Source organism: Sodalis sp. C49, assembly GCF_046352915.1.
GTDB lineage: Bacteria > Pseudomonadota > Gammaproteobacteria > Enterobacterales > Enterobacteriaceae > Acerihabitans.
In genome coordinates this window covers 4,912,061-4,928,410 of sequence record NZ_CP163303.1, presented here as the reverse complement: position 1 = coordinate 4,928,410, position 16,350 = coordinate 4,912,061, and the positions used below count along the sequence as shown (strand labels likewise).

The 16,350-nt window shown below is 58.6% G+C and carries 12 protein-coding genes; 2 read left to right on the top strand and 10 right to left on the bottom strand.

Going from position 1 to position 16,350, the window contains the following annotated elements; translation table 11 throughout:
* Nucleotides 1-54: 54 nt before the first annotated feature.
* Nucleotides 55-2,214, top strand: coding sequence for a formate dehydrogenase subunit alpha (gene fdhF, locus ABUK12_RS22240; RefSeq protein WP_410013860.1), 2,160 nt, complete (start codon nucleotides 55-57; stop codon nucleotides 2,212-2,214).
* A 1,522-nt stretch (nucleotides 2,215-3,736) separates the two neighbouring features.
* Here fdhF and ABUK12_RS22235 read toward each other — a convergent pair.
* A complete protein-coding gene (locus ABUK12_RS22235; RefSeq protein ID WP_410013859.1) occupies nucleotides 3,737-5,740 on the bottom strand; it encodes a sigma 54-interacting transcriptional regulator in 2,004 nt (667 codons plus the stop codon).
* Between the two features lie 408 nt (nucleotides 5,741-6,148).
* Between ABUK12_RS22235 and focA the strand changes: the two genes are divergently transcribed.
* Nucleotides 6,149-7,006: a formate transporter FocA gene (focA, locus tag ABUK12_RS22230; protein ID WP_410013858.1), complete on the top strand. Its 858-nt coding sequence runs from the start codon at nucleotides 6,149-6,151 to the stop codon at nucleotides 7,004-7,006.
* Between the two features lie 156 nt (nucleotides 7,007-7,162).
* Here the strand turns inward: focA and ABUK12_RS22225 are convergent, their stop codons facing one another.
* The 9 genes from ABUK12_RS22225 to ABUK12_RS22185 form a co-directional block, all read right to left on the bottom strand.
* Nucleotides 7,163-8,437 (bottom strand): type II restriction endonuclease, encoded by a 1,275-nt coding sequence (locus tag ABUK12_RS22225; RefSeq protein WP_410013857.1) that lies wholly within the window; start codon nucleotides 8,435-8,437, stop codon nucleotides 7,163-7,165.
* 307 nt (nucleotides 8,438-8,744) lie between these two features.
* Nucleotides 8,745-9,206, bottom strand: coding sequence for a hypothetical protein (locus tag ABUK12_RS22220; protein WP_410013856.1), 462 nt, complete (start codon nucleotides 9,204-9,206; stop codon nucleotides 8,745-8,747).
* Nucleotides 9,207-9,540: 334 nt separating this feature from the next.
* Nucleotides 9,541-10,005 (bottom strand): hypothetical protein, encoded by a 465-nt coding sequence (locus ABUK12_RS22215; protein WP_410013855.1) that lies wholly within the window; start codon nucleotides 10,003-10,005, stop codon nucleotides 9,541-9,543.
* 322 nt (nucleotides 10,006-10,327) lie between these two features.
* Nucleotides 10,328-11,614, bottom strand: coding sequence for an MFS transporter (locus ABUK12_RS22210; protein WP_410013854.1), 1,287 nt, complete (start codon nucleotides 11,612-11,614; stop codon nucleotides 10,328-10,330).
* Entirely contained in the window at nucleotides 11,614-12,768 is a 1,155-nt protein-coding gene (locus ABUK12_RS22205) for a mandelate racemase/muconate lactonizing enzyme family protein (RefSeq protein WP_410013853.1), read from the bottom strand. The genes ABUK12_RS22210 and ABUK12_RS22205 overlap by 1 nt, the downstream gene beginning before the upstream one ends.
* A 242-nt stretch (nucleotides 12,769-13,010) precedes the next feature.
* Nucleotides 13,011-13,244, bottom strand: a complete 234-nt coding sequence (locus tag ABUK12_RS22200; RefSeq protein ID WP_410013852.1) for a hypothetical protein — start codon at nucleotides 13,242-13,244, stop codon at nucleotides 13,011-13,013.
* Between the two features lie 105 nt (nucleotides 13,245-13,349).
* Complete coding sequence (gene mak / locus ABUK12_RS22195) at nucleotides 13,350-14,258, bottom strand: fructokinase (RefSeq protein ID WP_410013851.1); 909 nt, start codon at nucleotides 14,256-14,258, stop codon at nucleotides 13,350-13,352.
* 28 nt (nucleotides 14,259-14,286) lie between these two features.
* Nucleotides 14,287-15,321 (bottom strand): ABC transporter permease, encoded by a 1,035-nt coding sequence (locus tag ABUK12_RS22190; RefSeq protein WP_410013850.1) that lies wholly within the window; start codon nucleotides 15,319-15,321, stop codon nucleotides 14,287-14,289.
* On the bottom strand, nucleotides 15,318-16,337 hold the full coding sequence (locus ABUK12_RS22185) for an ABC transporter permease (protein WP_410013849.1): 1,020 nt from the start codon (nucleotides 16,335-16,337) through the stop codon (nucleotides 15,318-15,320). The genes ABUK12_RS22190 and ABUK12_RS22185 overlap by 4 nt, the downstream gene beginning before the upstream one ends.
* Between the last annotated feature and the right edge of the window lie 13 nt (nucleotides 16,338-16,350).

The window sequence follows — 16,350 nt, the reverse complement described above, 5'->3', positions numbered from 1 at the left end:
TTTTATTAACCGCTGGAAGATAGGTAAAAAATCCTCCACAAGGGGTATGGCATAATGCATAAAGCACTCACCGTATGTCCGTACTGCGGCTCCGGCTGCAAGATCAACCTGTTGGTTGAAAACGGGAATGTTGTCGGCGCGGAAGCGGCGGACGGCGTCACCAACCAGGGCCAGCTATGCCTTAAGGGGTATTATGGCTGGGATTTCCTCAATGACACCCGCTTGCTGACCCCCCGCTTGCGCAGTCCGATGATCCGCCGCGAAAAAGGCGGCAACCTGGAGGAAGTGTCCTGGGACGAGGCGATCGAATATACCAGTTCCCGCCTGCGCGACATCAAGCAGAAATATGGCGCCAAGGCCATTATGCAGACCGGCTCCTCGCGCGGCACCGGCAATGAAACCAATTACGTGATGCAAAAATTCGCCCGCGCGGTCATCGGCAATAACAACGTCGACTGCTGCGCCCGTGTCTGCCACGGCCCCTCGGTTTCCGGCCTGCAGGTGACGCTGGGCAACGGCGCCATGAGCAACTCCATTTGCGAAATCGAAGACACCAAGTGCCTGCTGGTATTCGGCTATAACGCGGCTGACTCGCACCCTATCGTGGCGCGGCGCATCCTGAAGGCCAAGCAGAAAGGCGCCAAGGTGATCGTCTGCGATCCCCGGCGTATCGAAACCGCGCGTCTGGCCGACCTGTGGCTGCCGCTGAAAAACGGCTCCAATATGGCACTGGTGAACGCATTCGCCCACGTATTGATCAACGAAGGGCTGTATGACGCCGATTACGTCGCGCGCCATACCGAAGGGTTCGACGAATACCGCGCTATCGTGGCCAAATATACGCCGGAATATGCCGAGGAAATTACCGGCCTGCCGGCGCAGCAAATCAGGGAAGCCATGCGCATGTACGCCGCCGCGCCCACCGCCACCATTTTATGGGGCATGGGCGTGACCCAATGGGGCCAGGCGGTGGATGTGGTGAAAGGGCTTTCCGGCCTGGCGCTGCTGACCGGCAATCTGGGCAAGCCGAACGTCGGCGTCGGCCCGGTGCGCGGGCAGAATAATGTGCAGGGCGCCTGCGATATGGGCGCGCTGCCGAATATGTTCCCCGGCTACCAGCCGGTGACCGATCCGGCGGCGCGGGAAAAATTCGCCCGCGCCTGGGGCGTGGAAACGCTTGATCCGGAGCCGGGTTTTACCTTGACCGACGTGCCGCATAAGATCCTAAGCGGCGAAATCAGGGCCAACTATGTGATGGGTGAGGATCCGTTGCAGACCGAGCCGGATCTGTCGGTGATGCGTCAGGCGTTCAAACAGCTGGACCTGCTGATCGTGCAGGATATCTTTATGACCAAGACGGCGTCGGAAGCCGACGTGATTCTGCCCGCCACGTCCTGGGGCGAGCATGAGGGGGTCTATACCGCGGCGGATCGGGGTTTCCAGCATTTTGAAAAAGCCATTGAGCCGAAGTTTAACGTTAAGCCGGACTGGGAAATCATCAGCCTGCTGGCCACCGCGTTGGGCTATCCGATGCATTACAACAACACCAAGGAAATCTGGGACGAGCTGCGCGGCCTGTGTCCGCTGTATGTGGGCGCCACCTATGAGAAGCTGGCCGGGTACGGGTATATTCCCTGGCCGTGCACCGAGGAAAGCAGTCCGGGCACGCCGTGGCTGTATGCGGGCAATAAGTTTGACCGTCCGGGCGGCAAGGGACTGTTGTTCGCCGCCGAGTGGCGCGCGCCGATGGATCTGGTGGACGGCGATTTCCCGCTGGTGCTCTGTACCGTGCGCGAAGTGGGGCATTATTCCTGCCGTTCGATGACCGGCAACTGCACCGCGCTGGCCACCCTGGCCGACGAACCGGGTTATGTGCAGATTAACCCGCAGGACGCCGAACGGCTGGGTATCCGCGATCAGCAGCTGGTGTGGGTGACCTCGCGCCGCGGCAAGGTGATTACCCGGGCCTCGGTAAGCGAGCGCATCAACCTCGGGGCGGTGTACATGACCTATCAGTGGTGGATTGGCGCCTGTAACGAGCTGACGATCGATCATCTCGATCCTATCTCAAAAACGCCGGAATATAAGTACTGCGCGGTGAAACTGGAGGCCATCGCCGATCAGCGCTGGGCGGAAAGTTACGTACAGACGGAATATAGCCAGCTGAAGGCGCGGCTGCGCAATGCGGTGGATGACGCGATTATTCCCGCCTGATAGCAGTGTTAAACCGGTGCCGGCTTAGCCTGTATGCTAGGCTGGCACCGGTTTTTTTTATGTTGGGTCGGTGACGGTTTCGCGTTTATGTTGGGTCGGTGACGGGTTCGCGTTTATGTTGGGTCGGTGGCGGGTTCGCGTTTGTGTTGGATCGGTGGCGGGTTCGCGTTTGTGTTGGATCGGTGACGGGTTCGCGTTTATGTTGGGTCGGTGGCGGGTTCGCGTTTGTGTTGGATCGGTGGCGGGTTCGCGTTTGTGTTGGATCGATGACGGGTTCGCGTTTATGTGGGATCGGAGACGGGTTCGCGTTTATGTGGGATCGGAGACGGTTTCGCTTGCCTTGCGTTCGGTGGTTATATGGAATGCCGGGCGCCGGCAAGCGACAAAGAGGCCGTACCGCGGCGGCCTCCTTGACCTCCGCGCGCCCGGCAGGTCGCGCGTCGCTGCGCGATGCCTTCCGCCGCCCATGCCCCCGTTATGCACCGGCCCGGTTAGCGCTCCCGGCGCCACCGGGCCTTTCGCCGCTCCCGGCGGCTCATGCCGGGGTCACAGGCAACGTCAGCGCGCTCTATGCCGGGACCTATGTCGCGGTCAGTGAGGTTTTATTGGGAACAATATAGTCGCTGTTGTTTATTGGGAGCCGGCATGCAATTGAGATGCGGCTAATCACAATGGCAGGCAATGGCACAGCGAAGTATCAGGTCATACCGGAAAGTATCAATCTTCAATCTTCAATCTTCAATCCTCAATCCTCAATCCTCAATCCTCAATCCTCAATCCTCAATCCTCAATCCTCAATCCTCAATCTTCAGCATCCAACATCCAACATCCAACACCATCAGCATCAGCATCAGCATCAGCATCAGCATCAGCATCAGCATTCGACATTAGCATTTAGCATTTAGCATTTAGCATTTAGCATTTAGCATTTAGCATTTAGCATTTAGCATTTAGCCAGTAGAATTCGGCCATAGACCGTAAGTCCCCGATCATTTGCCCGGAAAGTGCATGCGCCTGAAATCTGGCAAAAACGCATCATCCAACAGACGTTGGTGTTGACCTTGTTGCCGGCATAGAGTGCGCCGGCGGCGCGTAGCACGGCTGGATGAGCCGCCGGGAGCGGCGAAAGCTAAGGGCCGCGCCGGGAGCGCGTCCCGTGCGGTCCAAAAGCCGGGATGCGTGATGCCGGGCACCGCGCAGCGGCGCACGATCTGCCGGACGCCCGGAGGTCAAGGAGGTTCGGGCGCAGCGAACCTCCTTGTCGCTTGCCGGCACCCGGCATTCCATATAACCACCGAACGCAAGGCAAGCGAAACCGTCTCCGATCCCACATAAACGCGAAACCGTCACCGACTTAACATAAACGCAAAACCGTCTCCAACCTAACCCTCACCGGCTTCCCCTAAAACCAACCTGTGCCGGCAGATATTCACCCGATAGCCAATAATCGCATTATCAACAACAGCCAGGCGCAAACCAGCTTTTTACCCTCCCGGCATGGCGAATCCGGCAACGAGGCGGGCTACCATTCCTGAGGTGAAATCCCGAGGCGCTGCATGCGCGACAGCAGCGTGGTGCGCTTGACGCCCAGCTTGAAGGCCGCGCCGCGCGGCCCGGCCACGATGCCGTTGGCCTCGCGCAGCGCCTGGATAATCCGCACCCGCTCCGCCTCGTCGTTTTCCGGCGGGGCGGTATCGGACCTTGGCCTGGGCGCCGCATGGGTCGCGGGCGCGTCGGCCACCGGCGCGGCGCGCTGCAGTTCATCGAGGCGCAGGTTCAACGTATTGCCGCGCGTGAGGATCACCGCCCGCTCAATCACATTCTCCAGCTCGCGCACGTTGCCCGGCCACGGATACTGACTGAGCTGGCGCAGGGTCTCGCCGGGAATGCTGTCGATAGCGCGATTCATGCGCCGGGAGATTTTCTGTGTGAAAAACTTGGCCAGCAGCGGAATATCCTCCGGCCTGTCGCGCAGCGGCGGGATGGTGATGGGAAAAACGTTCAGCCGGTAGTACAGGTCGCTGCGGTATTCCCGATCCGCCACCATTTGCTTCAGATCGCGGTTAGTGGCGGCAATCAGCCGCGCGTTCACCGGAATCACTTTACTGCCGCCGAGCCGTTCGATTTCACGCTCCTGCAATACCCGCAGCAGCTTGGGCTGCAGTTCCAGCGGCATGTCCCCCACTTCGTCGAGAAACAGCGTACCGCCTTCCGCCAGCTCAAAACGCCCCTGGCGGGTCGTAATGGCGCCGGTAAAGGCGCCCTTTTCGTGACCGAACAAATCGCTTTCCATCAGGCCGGACGGCACGGCGGCGCAGTTCATTTTCACCATGCGTTTGCCGCTGCGCGCGCTGTGGTTGTGAATGGCGCGGGCAATCAGCTCCTTGCCGGTGCCGGTTTCGCCTAAAATCAGCACCGTGCTGTCGCTGTCCGCCACCATTTCCACCTGCTCCAGCAGCGCGCTCATCGCCGCGCTTTGCCAGATAATTTCACCGAAGCTGCCGCTGTCGTGCATCTGCTCGTTGAGCCAGATGTTTTCATGTTCCAGGTTATCCTTTAACCGGGAAATCTCATCATAGGAACGGGCATTGTCCACCGCGATGGCGATACGGGCGCTGACCTGGCTGAGCAGGCGCAGGTTGTCCTCGCTAAACGTGTCGCTGCTGCACAGCGCCAGTTTCAGGATGCCCAGCGGCTTGTGCCCGAACACCAGCGGCAGCAGGCATAAGGTCTGCAGCCCGTCATCCAGCATGGCCGCCAAATGGGGATCTTCGTCGCCAAGCTGCGGCGCGTCGCGCAAATCCACCAGCAGCGGCCGGCACTCCGTCAACACCCGCGCCGCCAGGCGGCTGCCCGCCATGGGCACGCGCTTTTGCTCGCGGCGCATCGGCGTGCCCGCCGTATAGCGGGTCAGGTAAACATTAAGCGAGGCGTTGTCGCCGCCGCCCTCGCACAGCGCCAGGCTGATATAGTCGATGCCGAAAAACCGGTGTATCTCCTTTGATACTTCCGCGGCCAGCGCATCCATATCCAGGCAGGAAAGGACCGAATTGGTGACATCCACCAGGATGCGGTGATGGTCGCGCTCATGGCGCAACTGGTCGTTTTCCTGGCGCAGGGTCTCATGGACGCCAAGATTTTCCAGCGCCAGCGCCAGCAGCTGCGCCAGGCGGCGCAAAAAAGCCCGTTCGTCCCGGCTGTAATGGTAGCCGTCGGCGCGGGTAAATATCACCTCGCCAAACTGCCTGCGGGGAGAGGCGACCGGCAACGCGCACCGGCTAAGGGGTTCCGCCAGTTCGTCGTCGGGAAGCGGCGCCGGCGCGGCGCGCGCGCCGTTCTTATCGCAAATCAGATGGCGTTTGGGCAGCGAAAGCATCAGGTCAATACACTGACAGGGGATCGGCAGCGGCAACAGCGCGGCCAGCAGGGATTCGGCGTCGCGCTGGAAAAAAAGCCGTTGCGAGAGCTCGATGATCGCATCCTGCCATAACCCGCTATGTTCAGTATCATTCGACGTCTTGAGCATCAGGATAGTTTCGCAATATTCACATTTATTCCTTCGCTGTATTTTAAAGGAGAGTGGAGGGAAAAAATATTCACGCGGGTCATTAATTTGATCTGATGCGTCATTTCATTTTGCGGCCGCGCCGTAACGGGCGACAGCGGCGCAATCGATATATATTTAGTTATATTACGGTTTATATTTCTCTCGGCGGATGATTATTTTGCACCGTGATGAAAATAATTCTCTTTTACATTTTTCCTTGCCGCTCAATGCTCTAGATTTACCCTACCCCGCCCCCGGCATCTTATCATTAATCAACACTGGTATGGGAAATGCATTAATCCTCGCGTCACACTCTTTTTATCTCTGTAAGCACATGTTCTGAAGGTAAATAACAAGCAGTTATTGCAAAAATAACCGGGAGTCATTATGAATAGTGAAAATTATTTTGATCTGCGCCTGCCAGCGGAAATGGCCAAAATGGCCGAGCAGGCGGGGGTATACAAGACCATGAAAAAACCGGAGATGACCTTTTTCCTGGCCATGACCGCCGGCATGTTCATCTCCATTGCCTTTGCTTTTTATATTACCGTGACCGCCGGTCCCGGCCCCGCCGGCGGCCTGACCAAACTGGTGGGCGGGCTGTGTTTTTCGCTGGGCCTGATCCTGGTGGTGGTGTGCGGCGCCGATCTGTTTACCTCAACGGTACTGACGGTGGTGGCCAAGGCCAGCGGCAAAATCACCTGGCGGCAATTGACCCTGAACTGGATAAACGTTTATATCGGCAACCTGGCAGGGGCGCTGTTTTTCGTGGCGCTGATCTGGTTTGCCGGCCAGTATATGGCGGGCAACGGCGGCTGGGGCCTGAACGTGCTGCAAACCGCCGATCACAAGATGCACCATACCTTTATCGAGGCGGTCTGCCTGGGGATCCTGGCCAACCTGATGGTCTGCCTGGCGGTGTGGCTGAGCTATTCGGGCCATTCGCTCAGCGATAAAATCTTCGCCATGCTGCTGCCCATCGGTATGTTTGTCGCCAGCGGTTTTGAGCACAGCATCGCCAATATGTTCCTGATTCCCCTGGCTATTCTTATCCGTGATTTTGCCCCGCCCGACTTCTGGCAGGCCATCCACGCCTCGCCGGATCAGTACGCCTCGCTGACGGTGGGCCAGTTTATCGTCGATAATCTGATACCAGTGACCCTCGGCAATATTATCGGCGGCGGCCTGCTGGTGGGATTAACCTACTGGGTGATTTACCTGCGTCCGGGCAATGCCCACAGCTAAGCTGCCGGCGCAACCTAACCGGCGGCGGGAAGACGCACAACCCGCGTCGGTTTCTCACCGTCACGGGTGACGAATCGCCGCCGCCGACGGCACTTTTGACGAACAAAAAATCGACAGCCGCCGCCCGTGCCGGCCACCATCAAGCAGCCCCCGCGATCAGGCCAGGTCTTTGGAGATGGCGTACATGCCTTTGATGCCGTTGCCGAAGCGCGCCAGCGCTGCGCGATGATTCGCCAATTCGCTGTAGGGCAGGTAACGCACTTTCATATCGGCCACGCGGCTGAAGGCCGGACGGCGCAGCTGGGCCTGCACCTCCGTCTCACGGTTGTCCGGCGCCACCAGGAACAGCCCTTCGCTGGCCTGGGTATCGCCGCTCAGGGCCAGATCCAGCATGCGCACGATGCCGGAGTAGATCGAGGTGGTATGCTCCACCTCAAACGCCGCCATCACCCGATCGCGCTGCGCGTTCAGCCATAGCACGTCAATCAGCCGGATGGCGTCGGCGGCGGGCGAGGCGACAATATCCGCCGGCAACTGCTCCAGGCAGCCGGACCCGAGCACGCCGTTGCCATAAGGACGCCGGCGATCGTTGGACGCAATCCACACGCTGTAGCCCAGGGCCAGGCCCAGATCGCGCAGCCAGCCCTGGATCTCGGTATGGGTGCGCTCGTTTTCGCCCGCCAGCTGCTGCGCCTTGGCCGCGCCGGCGCCGTCGGCACGCACCTGCGCCAGATCCGCTTCCCAGATCCGGCGCCCCTCGCGGTCATCGGCGCGGGGCGGAACCGGGTAACGCCCGCTGCCCAGATCGAACAATAATCCCGCTATCGCGCCAAAATCGTTCGACAGCAACGGGCGCCAGGTCTCGTTCAGCGCGATAATGCCGCGCCGCATGGCCAGGTACTCCTGCCATTTGCCCAGTTTAACGTTGGCGCCGGTGAGGGCATTGTAGCCTTTGACGATAGCGGTATTGCACGGCGGCATCAGCGTTGGATGGAGAAAATAAAGCAAATTGGCCACCGCCGGCCCCAATCCCTTAATCGCCAGGCGATCGATGTGGTGGATGGCGCTGATAATCGGGTCGGCGCCGGTGCAGCCGGCACAGGTAAACAGCAAATGGCCGAAGGCGCGCTGATGGTCCGCGTTTTCATAAATATCGGGAATACGCAGCTTGGGTTTCCATAAAAAGGCGTGATCGGCGCCCTTGAATATCTGCCGCTGTTCCGCAATCGAATGGACGATGGTTTCCAATGACGAGCCGCGATACTGATTGCCGAAGACCCCGCGCTCGATTTCATCCACCACCTGCGTGATGCCCCGGCGGATCGACCGGAAATTCTTGATGCGCTGATCCCATAAAAACCAGCTTTGATAGGTGCCGGCCGGATCGTTGCGCCACCGCTCGATTAACAGACCCACCGCGTCTTCATTCATCGCTTTCCCACCCTGACATACCCGCCGGCATCATTACCGGAAAACGAAAGCGCAACCGGCCTCTTTTTCAGCGCCGCGCCGCTTTCTGGTTATCGTCATGGTAAAGCGGGGCGCGCGCTTTATTTTAGCCGCCGGGCGCCGGGGGTTATTGTCGTGGATCATCAAATGCCGGACGAGAACGGAATCGGCTACCCGCACTGGCCCGTCCGGGCGCCGGCGGGCGTAAACGGAGATAGCAGGCGGTCCACGCCATGGCGCCCTATCTTTCCATCGCCGGCGCCTTGCCGCCTTGGTGTCTATCATCCTTTTAGGGACGCCGGATTTCGATGGTCACTAACCGGCTAAAGCCATCTGCGTTGTAAAAACTGCGATTAAACACGGCAAGCGCGCTGTTCTCGCCCTGCGCGACGCTGCGATCAAAAACATAACCGACGCCCCCCATATCGCCTTGAATATGTAACCGCCGCACGTTGTTAAACCAATTAGAACTGTACATAATGGCATTATCGCCATTTACCTGCAGATCAAGCGTTTGATCGTAGTGGCATCCGATTCCGGTGAAAATTGATGCTGGGTATATCGCGGTATTGCCATGCGGCACGGCAATATCCCGCGTTTGGTTCTGCGTTATAATGACCTCCGGTTGCGTTGGCGTATCCACCCTAACGGGACAGTCGGTCAAATTTGTCACCCGCACGGTATAAGGCACCTGGGCTAACGCACCGCTGCTGACGGCCAGCAATGCAAGGAGAACGTATAATTTATTCATATAAAACCTCAACTGGTTTAGAATCTGATGGCGGCCATACTAATAAAATAATAATTGCGCGCTATTAATTATCGGCAAAAACCACTATATTAATGTTCCTATTTTGATGATAAAGATAAGCTGTCCATTTAATTTTTATTGCATCCCATTCACCAGACGCAGGTTAAAAACCACATCACCCCGTGACCTGATTTAAACTAAAAAAATATATTTCTGATAGAAAAAATATTTCTATAACTATTGTATATCCGCGAAAATAATATTCCCGCCCCCTACCCCCTTTCGTGGATTACTTGAAGATGGGCTGTCATGAGCGCCCGGGTAATGCGGCCAGTTAACGCGGCTGAACCGTCATTGTCACCAGCCGGCTGTAACCAGGGGCATTGATAAAGGTGCGATTAATAACGCCAAGGGCGGTATCTTGCCCGCGTGTTACCGATCGTTCAAAGGAATAACCGACACCGCCCATAAAACCCAGTACATTCAAACCTCTAACATTGTTATTCCAATTATAACTTATTAGTTGGGCGGTATCGCCATCGACGCGCAGATCAAGCGTCTGGTCGAAGGTACATACATTATCCGCAACGCGTCGGGACGCCGGATATATCGCCGTGGGTCCCCCCGGCACAGTAATTGTACGCGTATTGCCCTGCGTTATTATCACTTCCGTCTGGTTAAAAGCATCTACTTTAATATCACAATCGTTTAAATTCTCGACACGGACATTATAGGGGCCCTGTGCCAGTGCGCCGCAACTCGCTGTCAGTAAAATGGTTGCAATAAATATTTTTTCCATAGTTAACTCCTCGCATTTAACGAAATGAATGAAAAAGAGGCGAGTGAATTATTCACTGCCATGGTCTGATAACCGCACACATTAAATAAGGTCACTTCGTGACAATTAAAAATTAATCACTCGCAACAAAAAATATAAATGAAAAATTTTCCCGCGCCAGGCTTTATAGTCAATAAACCGCGCAGAGAATAAATAAAATATAGAGGTTTGCAGGAACGGAAAAGCGACCTGGATCACTTTCCATCGTATGGCCTATGATCATTTTTAACGCGCGCCCATGCCCGCCTGGCGGGCATGGGCGCTGTGAGAGACTGGCGGGTTTTCAGGCGGCCTGCAGGCGAAGGCTATCCACCTTGCGCTGGCGCACAAACAGCAGCATCACCACGATACCGGCCACCGCCAGGATGCTGGCGAGGATAAACGCCGAATGGTAGCCGCCGCCGTACTGGATCAAAAAGCCGGTGATGCCGGGGGACAGGATACCGGCCAAATTGGCCAGCAGGTGGACAAACCCTCCGGCGGAACCGATGCGCTGCGCCGGCACGATATCCTGCAACAGCGACCAGCACGCCTGCGGCGTCATATAGGCGAAAACGCTGGCGACGGTTATCAGGGTGACCGCCGCCCCTAAGCTGGACGCATAGGCGGTCATCAGCACGCACAGCGCGGCGATGGCCAGGCCGCATACGATAACCAGCTTGCGCGACAGCAGGAAGTTGCCGGTTTTGCGGAACAGGGCGTCGCAGACGAGCCCGCCGCCGATAAAGCCGACCGTCGCGCCGAGCCAGGGCAGGATGCCGACAATACTCATGCTCTTGATATCCAGATGCTGGAAATCCGTCAGGTAGCTGGGCAGCCATGACAGGAAAAAGAACTGGATATAGTTAAAACAAAAGAACGCCGCCGCCACGCCCAAAACCGGCATCGACAGCACAAAAAAGAACACGCCGTGTTTCTGCGCGCCGGCGGCCGCAGCCGCGGGTTTGGCCGGGCGATCGGCGGTGATCAGCGCCACCTCCTGCGGGGAGACGCGGCGGTGCTGCTCCGGACGGTCGCGAAAAAACACCAGCCACAGCGCCAGCCAGACAAAGCCCAGGCAGGCAATCACCACAAAAGAGACGCGCCAGCCGAAGTTAAGCCCCACCAGGCCGACAATCGGCGCGGCGACGGCCGCGCCCAGCGGCTGGCCGGCGTTGGTAAAGCCCACCGCCCTGCCCACTTCCCGGCGCGGAAACCAATTGGAAATGGATTTATTGGTGGTGGTGCCCATCGGTCCTTCGCCGATGCCGAACAGGATGCGCACGATAAGCAGATGGCCAAAACCGGTGGCCAGGGCGGTGGCGCCGCAAAAGAACGACCAGAAGCCGGCGGCCCAGGCATACACTCTGCGCGGGCCGAACCTGTCCGCCCCCCAGCCGCCGATAAAGCAGAACAGGCAATAGCCGACAAAAAAGAAGCTGAATAAAATGCCCATCTGCGCATCGCCGATATGCAAATCCTGTTTAATCAGCGGCGCCATCACCGAGAGCGCCGCGCGATCGAGATAGTTGAGCATGCCGGCGGCGAATAGCAGCAACGCCACGATAAAACGATAGTTATGCTTAAACATCAGGCTTTCTCCCGGGTCAGGCTGCTATGGGCAACGCGGTAGCGTGCGAGAAGGTCTTCATCCGGGGCGAATCCCAGCCCCGGGGTGGTGGGCAGCCGCAGGCGCGGCTGGAAATTCAGTTCGGCATATAAGGGTTCGGGCCACTGCAAATAGGGCACCTCGAGCGCGATATCCTCCGGCAACGTGGCCACCAGATGCGCCGTGGCCAATAGCGCCGCGCCATAATAAAAGCAATGCGGCACCACTTTTACCCCGTAATGGCGCGCCAGCCGGTAAACGTCAAGGGCGGCGCTGATGCCGCCGATTTTGGCCACGCTCGGCTGGGCGACGCTGACGGCCCCCGCCGCGAAATGCTGTAGAAATCCCTGCACGCCCTGGGCATTTTCGCCGGCGGCGATGGGCGTGCCGCAGGCCCGCACCCGGGCCAGTCCGGCCAGATCGTCCGGCGGCCAGACCGGTTCCTCCAGCCAGGCCAGGCCCAGTTCATTGAGGGCCTGCGCCCGCCGGCAGGCTTCGTCCACCGGCCACGGGCAGTTTACGTCCACCATCAGCTGCGCGTCGTCCGGCAAGGCGTCGCGCGCCGCCGCGATGGCGGCATACTCGGTTTCATGCAGCTTGATGGCGCGAAAGCCGGCGCGGTAGGCGCGCAGGGCATGGGCGGCCACCTGCGACGGGTCGTTGTCATAGCTTACCAGGCTGGCGTACACGCCAATTTCCCCGCGTGCGGCGCCCAATAGCTGCCACAACGGTTTACCGGCCTGTTTGGCGCACAGATCCCATAAGGCGATATCCATCGCCGACAGCGCGAACTGGACCGGCCCGCTGCGGCCAAAGGCATGAAAAGCCCGCTGCGCGTGATCCATCAGTTGTCCTAAGCCCGCGGTCGTGCCGTCGAAGGACCGGCCGAGGAAAAATCGTCCCACCGGGCCGTCCAGCGCGGCGTAGGTCACGGGATTGGACAAATGACCAAACCCCTCGCCCCATCCCTGCAGACCGTCGTCCGTGGTCACACGCACCAATAATGTTTCCATGCGGGTCAGCTCGCGCGAGGCGGCATTATAGGCGTCATCCCCGCCGCCGCCCGTCTGGTCGCTGCTTCTGCCGGACGTGAACGGCATCGCCACGCGCATCACTTCAATCGCGGTAATCTTCATAACCTGTGCCTCTACGCGGTCGGTTTATTTGCCGGATATCGGCGTTAAGTTATTGGGATATAAGTCATTATAGTTAGCGGTTTTTGCGCCAACATTGGAAAACGGCACAGTGTTGCGCGTGGGGAAATGAAATTATTTGTGCAAATGAATAAGATGGTGAGAGGCCGGTCACGAAATTTCAGTGCGGGATGCGCGGCGTGCCGGCGCGGGCGCGCCGGCGGCAATAAGCCCCGGGGGGGCGATTATTTATCGTTGCCCGAGGCTATCTGGGCGTTCTTGTTATCGCGTTCGGCCCGGCTGTCTTTGGCCGCCGCCCGGGCCTTTTCGGCCATGGCGTCCGTCTGCTCATCGGTCAATTCTTCTTCCGCCTCGAAAAGCTTACCCAGCCCCTGGCTGATGGTCACATCCTCGGGTTTCTGTCCTTCGCCGGCATTGGATTCGCCGGTTTTTACCGCATCGGTTTTAGGGTCGGTCATGGCGTTGTGCTCCATTCAAGAGATAAAAAGGTCTATACCGCTAAGCATAGACCTTTAATGGCGTTACCGACCCATTCTATTACGCCGATAGACAGACACGGCGTGCTAATCGATGCGCGGCAGCCAGGCCGCGCCGCGAACCCCGCTGGAATCACCATGACGGGCTTTGCGCACCGGCGTATCGCACTCGCCGCCGAATACCCATTGCGGCAATAGCGCCGGCAGCGTGGTATACAGCCGATCCACGTTGCTCATGCCGCCCCCCAGCACAATCACCCGCGGGTCCAGGGTATTAATCACGCCGGCCAGCGCCTTGGCCAGGCGGCGCTCATACTGCTGCAGCGCCAGTTCGGCGTCGCCGTCGCCGTCCCCGGCGCGCCGGGCGATTTCCGCGCCGCTCAGGGTCGCCCCGGCGGCGCGCCGGTAGGCGGTGGCAAAACCGGTGCCGGAGATAAAGGTTTCATTGCAGCCGGTTTTGCCGCAGTAACAGGGCACTTCGCGCTGGTATACCAATTCGGTCGCGTCGGGCCAGGGCAGCGGATTATGGCCCCATTCGCCGGCGATGCCGTTATGGCCGGCATACACCCGGCCGTTGACCGCCAGGCCCCCGCCGCAGCCGGTGCCGATGATCACCGCGAACACCATTTCCTCGCCGGCGCCGGCGCCGTCGGTGGCCTCGGATATCGCCAGGCAGTTGGCGTCGTTGGCAACCGTAATGGGACGCCCCAGCAGCGCGCCCAAATCCTCCTTGAACGGCCGGCCGTTAAGCCATACCGAATTGGCGTTCTTGACCTTGCCGGTCAGCCGGGACAGGCTGCCGGGAATGCCGATGCCGATGGAGCCCTGTTCGCCCACCGCCCGCTCCGCCCCCAGGATCAGATCGCGGATGGTGGCAAGCGTCGCCGCATAATCGTCGCGCGGCGTCGGCACCCGGTAACGGTACAGTTCGCCGCCCGCCGGATCCAGCGCGATAACCTCGGTCTTGGTGCCGCCTAAATCAATGCCAATATACATACGGATACCTTTGTTATGCCGATGTCTGTCACGGGTTGCGCGGCTTTAGCCGCTTGCCGAGCCAGGCAAACAGGCCGCGGCACACCACGATGACGATGATAATGCCGCCCCAGGTGGCGGTGATCATAAACGGATCCAGGCGCAGCAGGTTCAGGCCGCTGGAGATAAGCTGCAGGATAATCACCGCCAGCACCACGCCGGATACGCGGCCGAAACCGCCGAACGGACTGACTTTGCCCAGGAACGCCGCCAGCACCGCCACCAGCAGGTACGAATCCGCATAGCTGGCCTTGACCGAGTTCAGCTGGCCTATCATCACCAGCGCGGTCAGGGCGGCGAAACACGACGACAGCACATACTGGATCACCGTCACCTTGACGGTATTGACGTTGGAAAAGCGCGCGGCCACCGGATTGGAACCCATCATGTACAGGTTAAAACCAAACCGGGTCTTATTGAGGATCACCGAGGCGACGATGGCGGCGGCGGCAAACAGATACAGCGAGTTGGGCACGCCGAAACTCTGGCCATTGCCGATATTCACCAGCGCCGGCGGAAATCCGGTAATGGTATACCCCTTGGTAAAGACCACATTCAGGCCGGAAATCAAGGTCATGGTGCCCAGGGTCACCAGGATGTCCGGAATTTTCAGCAGGGCTATCAGCAAACCATTGACTACGCCCACCAGAATGCAGGCCAGCAGCCCCAGGAAAATGGCCAGCGCCACCATCTCGCCCGAGGCCAGCTTCATGCCGTTAACCGACACGGATTGCAAAAACAGGGCGATGACGATGCCGTTCAGGTTGGTGGTGGCGATAATCGACAGGTTAATGCCGCCGGACAACATGGAAATCATCATGCCCAGCGACAGGAAACCGACGATGGGCAGCTGATACGCCATGGAGCTGAAGTTCTGCAGGCTGAGGAATTTGTCGCCGTTCAAGGCATACATCACCATAAAGACCGCCGCCAGCACCACATACAGCGAGGCGTTTTCTTTCAGCGCCGGCGGCAGGCCCGCCGCCGCGCCCGGTAGTGTATTACTGTTGCCGACCGCTTTCATGATGGCTCCTTAAGTTCAACCAAAACCCGCACCCGCGAACGCCGTTGCTTGATGACCTGCAGCGCGTTAGCCGCTACGCTTACCAGGATCACCAGGCCGGTGAATACGTTGTAATAATAGGGAGAGACTTTCAGCAGGGTCAGGCTATTGCTGAGAATGGCGAACAACAGTACCCCGAGCAGCGTGCCCGGCACGGTGCCGCGCCCGCCGGTGACCGATGCCCCGCCCAATACCACGGCGGCGATGACCTGCAGTTCCGACCCGACGATGGAATTGGGGATCACCGTTTGCACAATCGACACCTGGACGATACTGGCAAAACCGGAAATGGCCCCCACCAGGGTATAGATAAACAAGGTGGTTTTTTTCAGGTTGAATCCCACCCGTTCGGCGGAGAGCGCATTGCCGCCCACCGCGTACAGGCTGCGCCCAAGGATGGTATGGCGCAGGAAAAAATGCAGGACAATCGCCAGCAAGAACCACAGGCAGGTGACAAAGCTGATGCCGTAAAGCGAGCCGTTGGCGGCATGCAGCGGGAAAATCTTTAATTCCGCCAGCCCAAGGAACGACGGCGGAATATCGTAAATCAGGTCGCCCTGGGTCACGACATACAATAAGCCGTAGAACAGGCTGTTGGTGGCGATGGTGACGATAATGGCGGTAATCTTGAAATAATAAATTATGACGCCGTTTAATAAGCCCATGGCCGCGCCGATTATCATGCTGCACAAAATCGCCAGGTAAATATTGTCCAGATTGGCCTGCAAAAACCAATACACCACGGCGTACTGCGCCACCTGGGCGATGGCGGTAAACGACACGTCGAAACCGCCGGAGAGCAGCACCAGCAGCACCCCGAGGGCGAAGATCCCCAGCACCGTATAGGATTTAAGCAGGCTGGCGATATTGTCCAATGACAGGAAGGCCGGATTGATCAGGGCGATGGCGATGGAAAATACGATAATCAGTATTAACAGCACTGCTTCACGCGCTTTAAAAAGTTTAACAAAAGCCATAATAAGACCACCT

Excerpts from the sequence above, each read along its gene's own strand:
- mak (WP_410013851.1), bottom strand. The coding sequence starts at position 14,258 with ATGTATATTGGCATTGATTTAGGCGGCACCAAGACCGAGGTTATCGCG.
- fdhF (WP_410013860.1), top strand. The coding sequence starts at position 55 with ATGCATAAAGCACTCACCGTATGTCCGTACTGCGGCTCCGGCTGCAAG.
- focA (WP_410013858.1), top strand. The coding sequence starts at position 6,149 with ATGAATAGTGAAAATTATTTTGATCTGCGCCTGCCAGCGGAAATGGCC.
- ABUK12_RS22200 (WP_410013852.1), bottom strand. The coding sequence starts at position 13,244 with ATGACCGACCCTAAAACCGATGCGGTAAAAACCGGCGAATCCAATGCC.
- ABUK12_RS22215 (WP_410013855.1), bottom strand. The coding sequence starts at position 10,005 with ATGGAAAAAATATTTATTGCAACCATTTTACTGACAGCGAGTTGCGGC.
- ABUK12_RS22185 (WP_410013849.1), bottom strand. The coding sequence starts at position 16,337 with ATGGCTTTTGTTAAACTTTTTAAAGCGCGTGAAGCAGTGCTGTTAATA.
- ABUK12_RS22235 (WP_410013859.1), bottom strand. The coding sequence starts at position 5,740 with ATGCTCAAGACGTCGAATGATACTGAACATAGCGGGTTATGGCAGGAT.
- ABUK12_RS22220 (WP_410013856.1), bottom strand. The coding sequence starts at position 9,206 with ATGAATAAATTATACGTTCTCCTTGCATTGCTGGCCGTCAGCAGCGGT.
- ABUK12_RS22225 (WP_410013857.1), bottom strand. The coding sequence starts at position 8,437 with ATGAATGAAGACGCGGTGGGTCTGTTAATCGAGCGGTGGCGCAACGAT.
- ABUK12_RS22190 (WP_410013850.1), bottom strand. The coding sequence starts at position 15,321 with ATGAAAGCGGTCGGCAACAGTAATACACTACCGGGCGCGGCGGCGGGC.
- ABUK12_RS22205 (WP_410013853.1), bottom strand. The coding sequence starts at position 12,768 with ATGAAGATTACCGCGATTGAAGTGATGCGCGTGGCGATGCCGTTCACG.
- ABUK12_RS22210 (WP_410013854.1), bottom strand. The coding sequence starts at position 11,614 with ATGTTTAAGCATAACTATCGTTTTATCGTGGCGTTGCTGCTATTCGCC.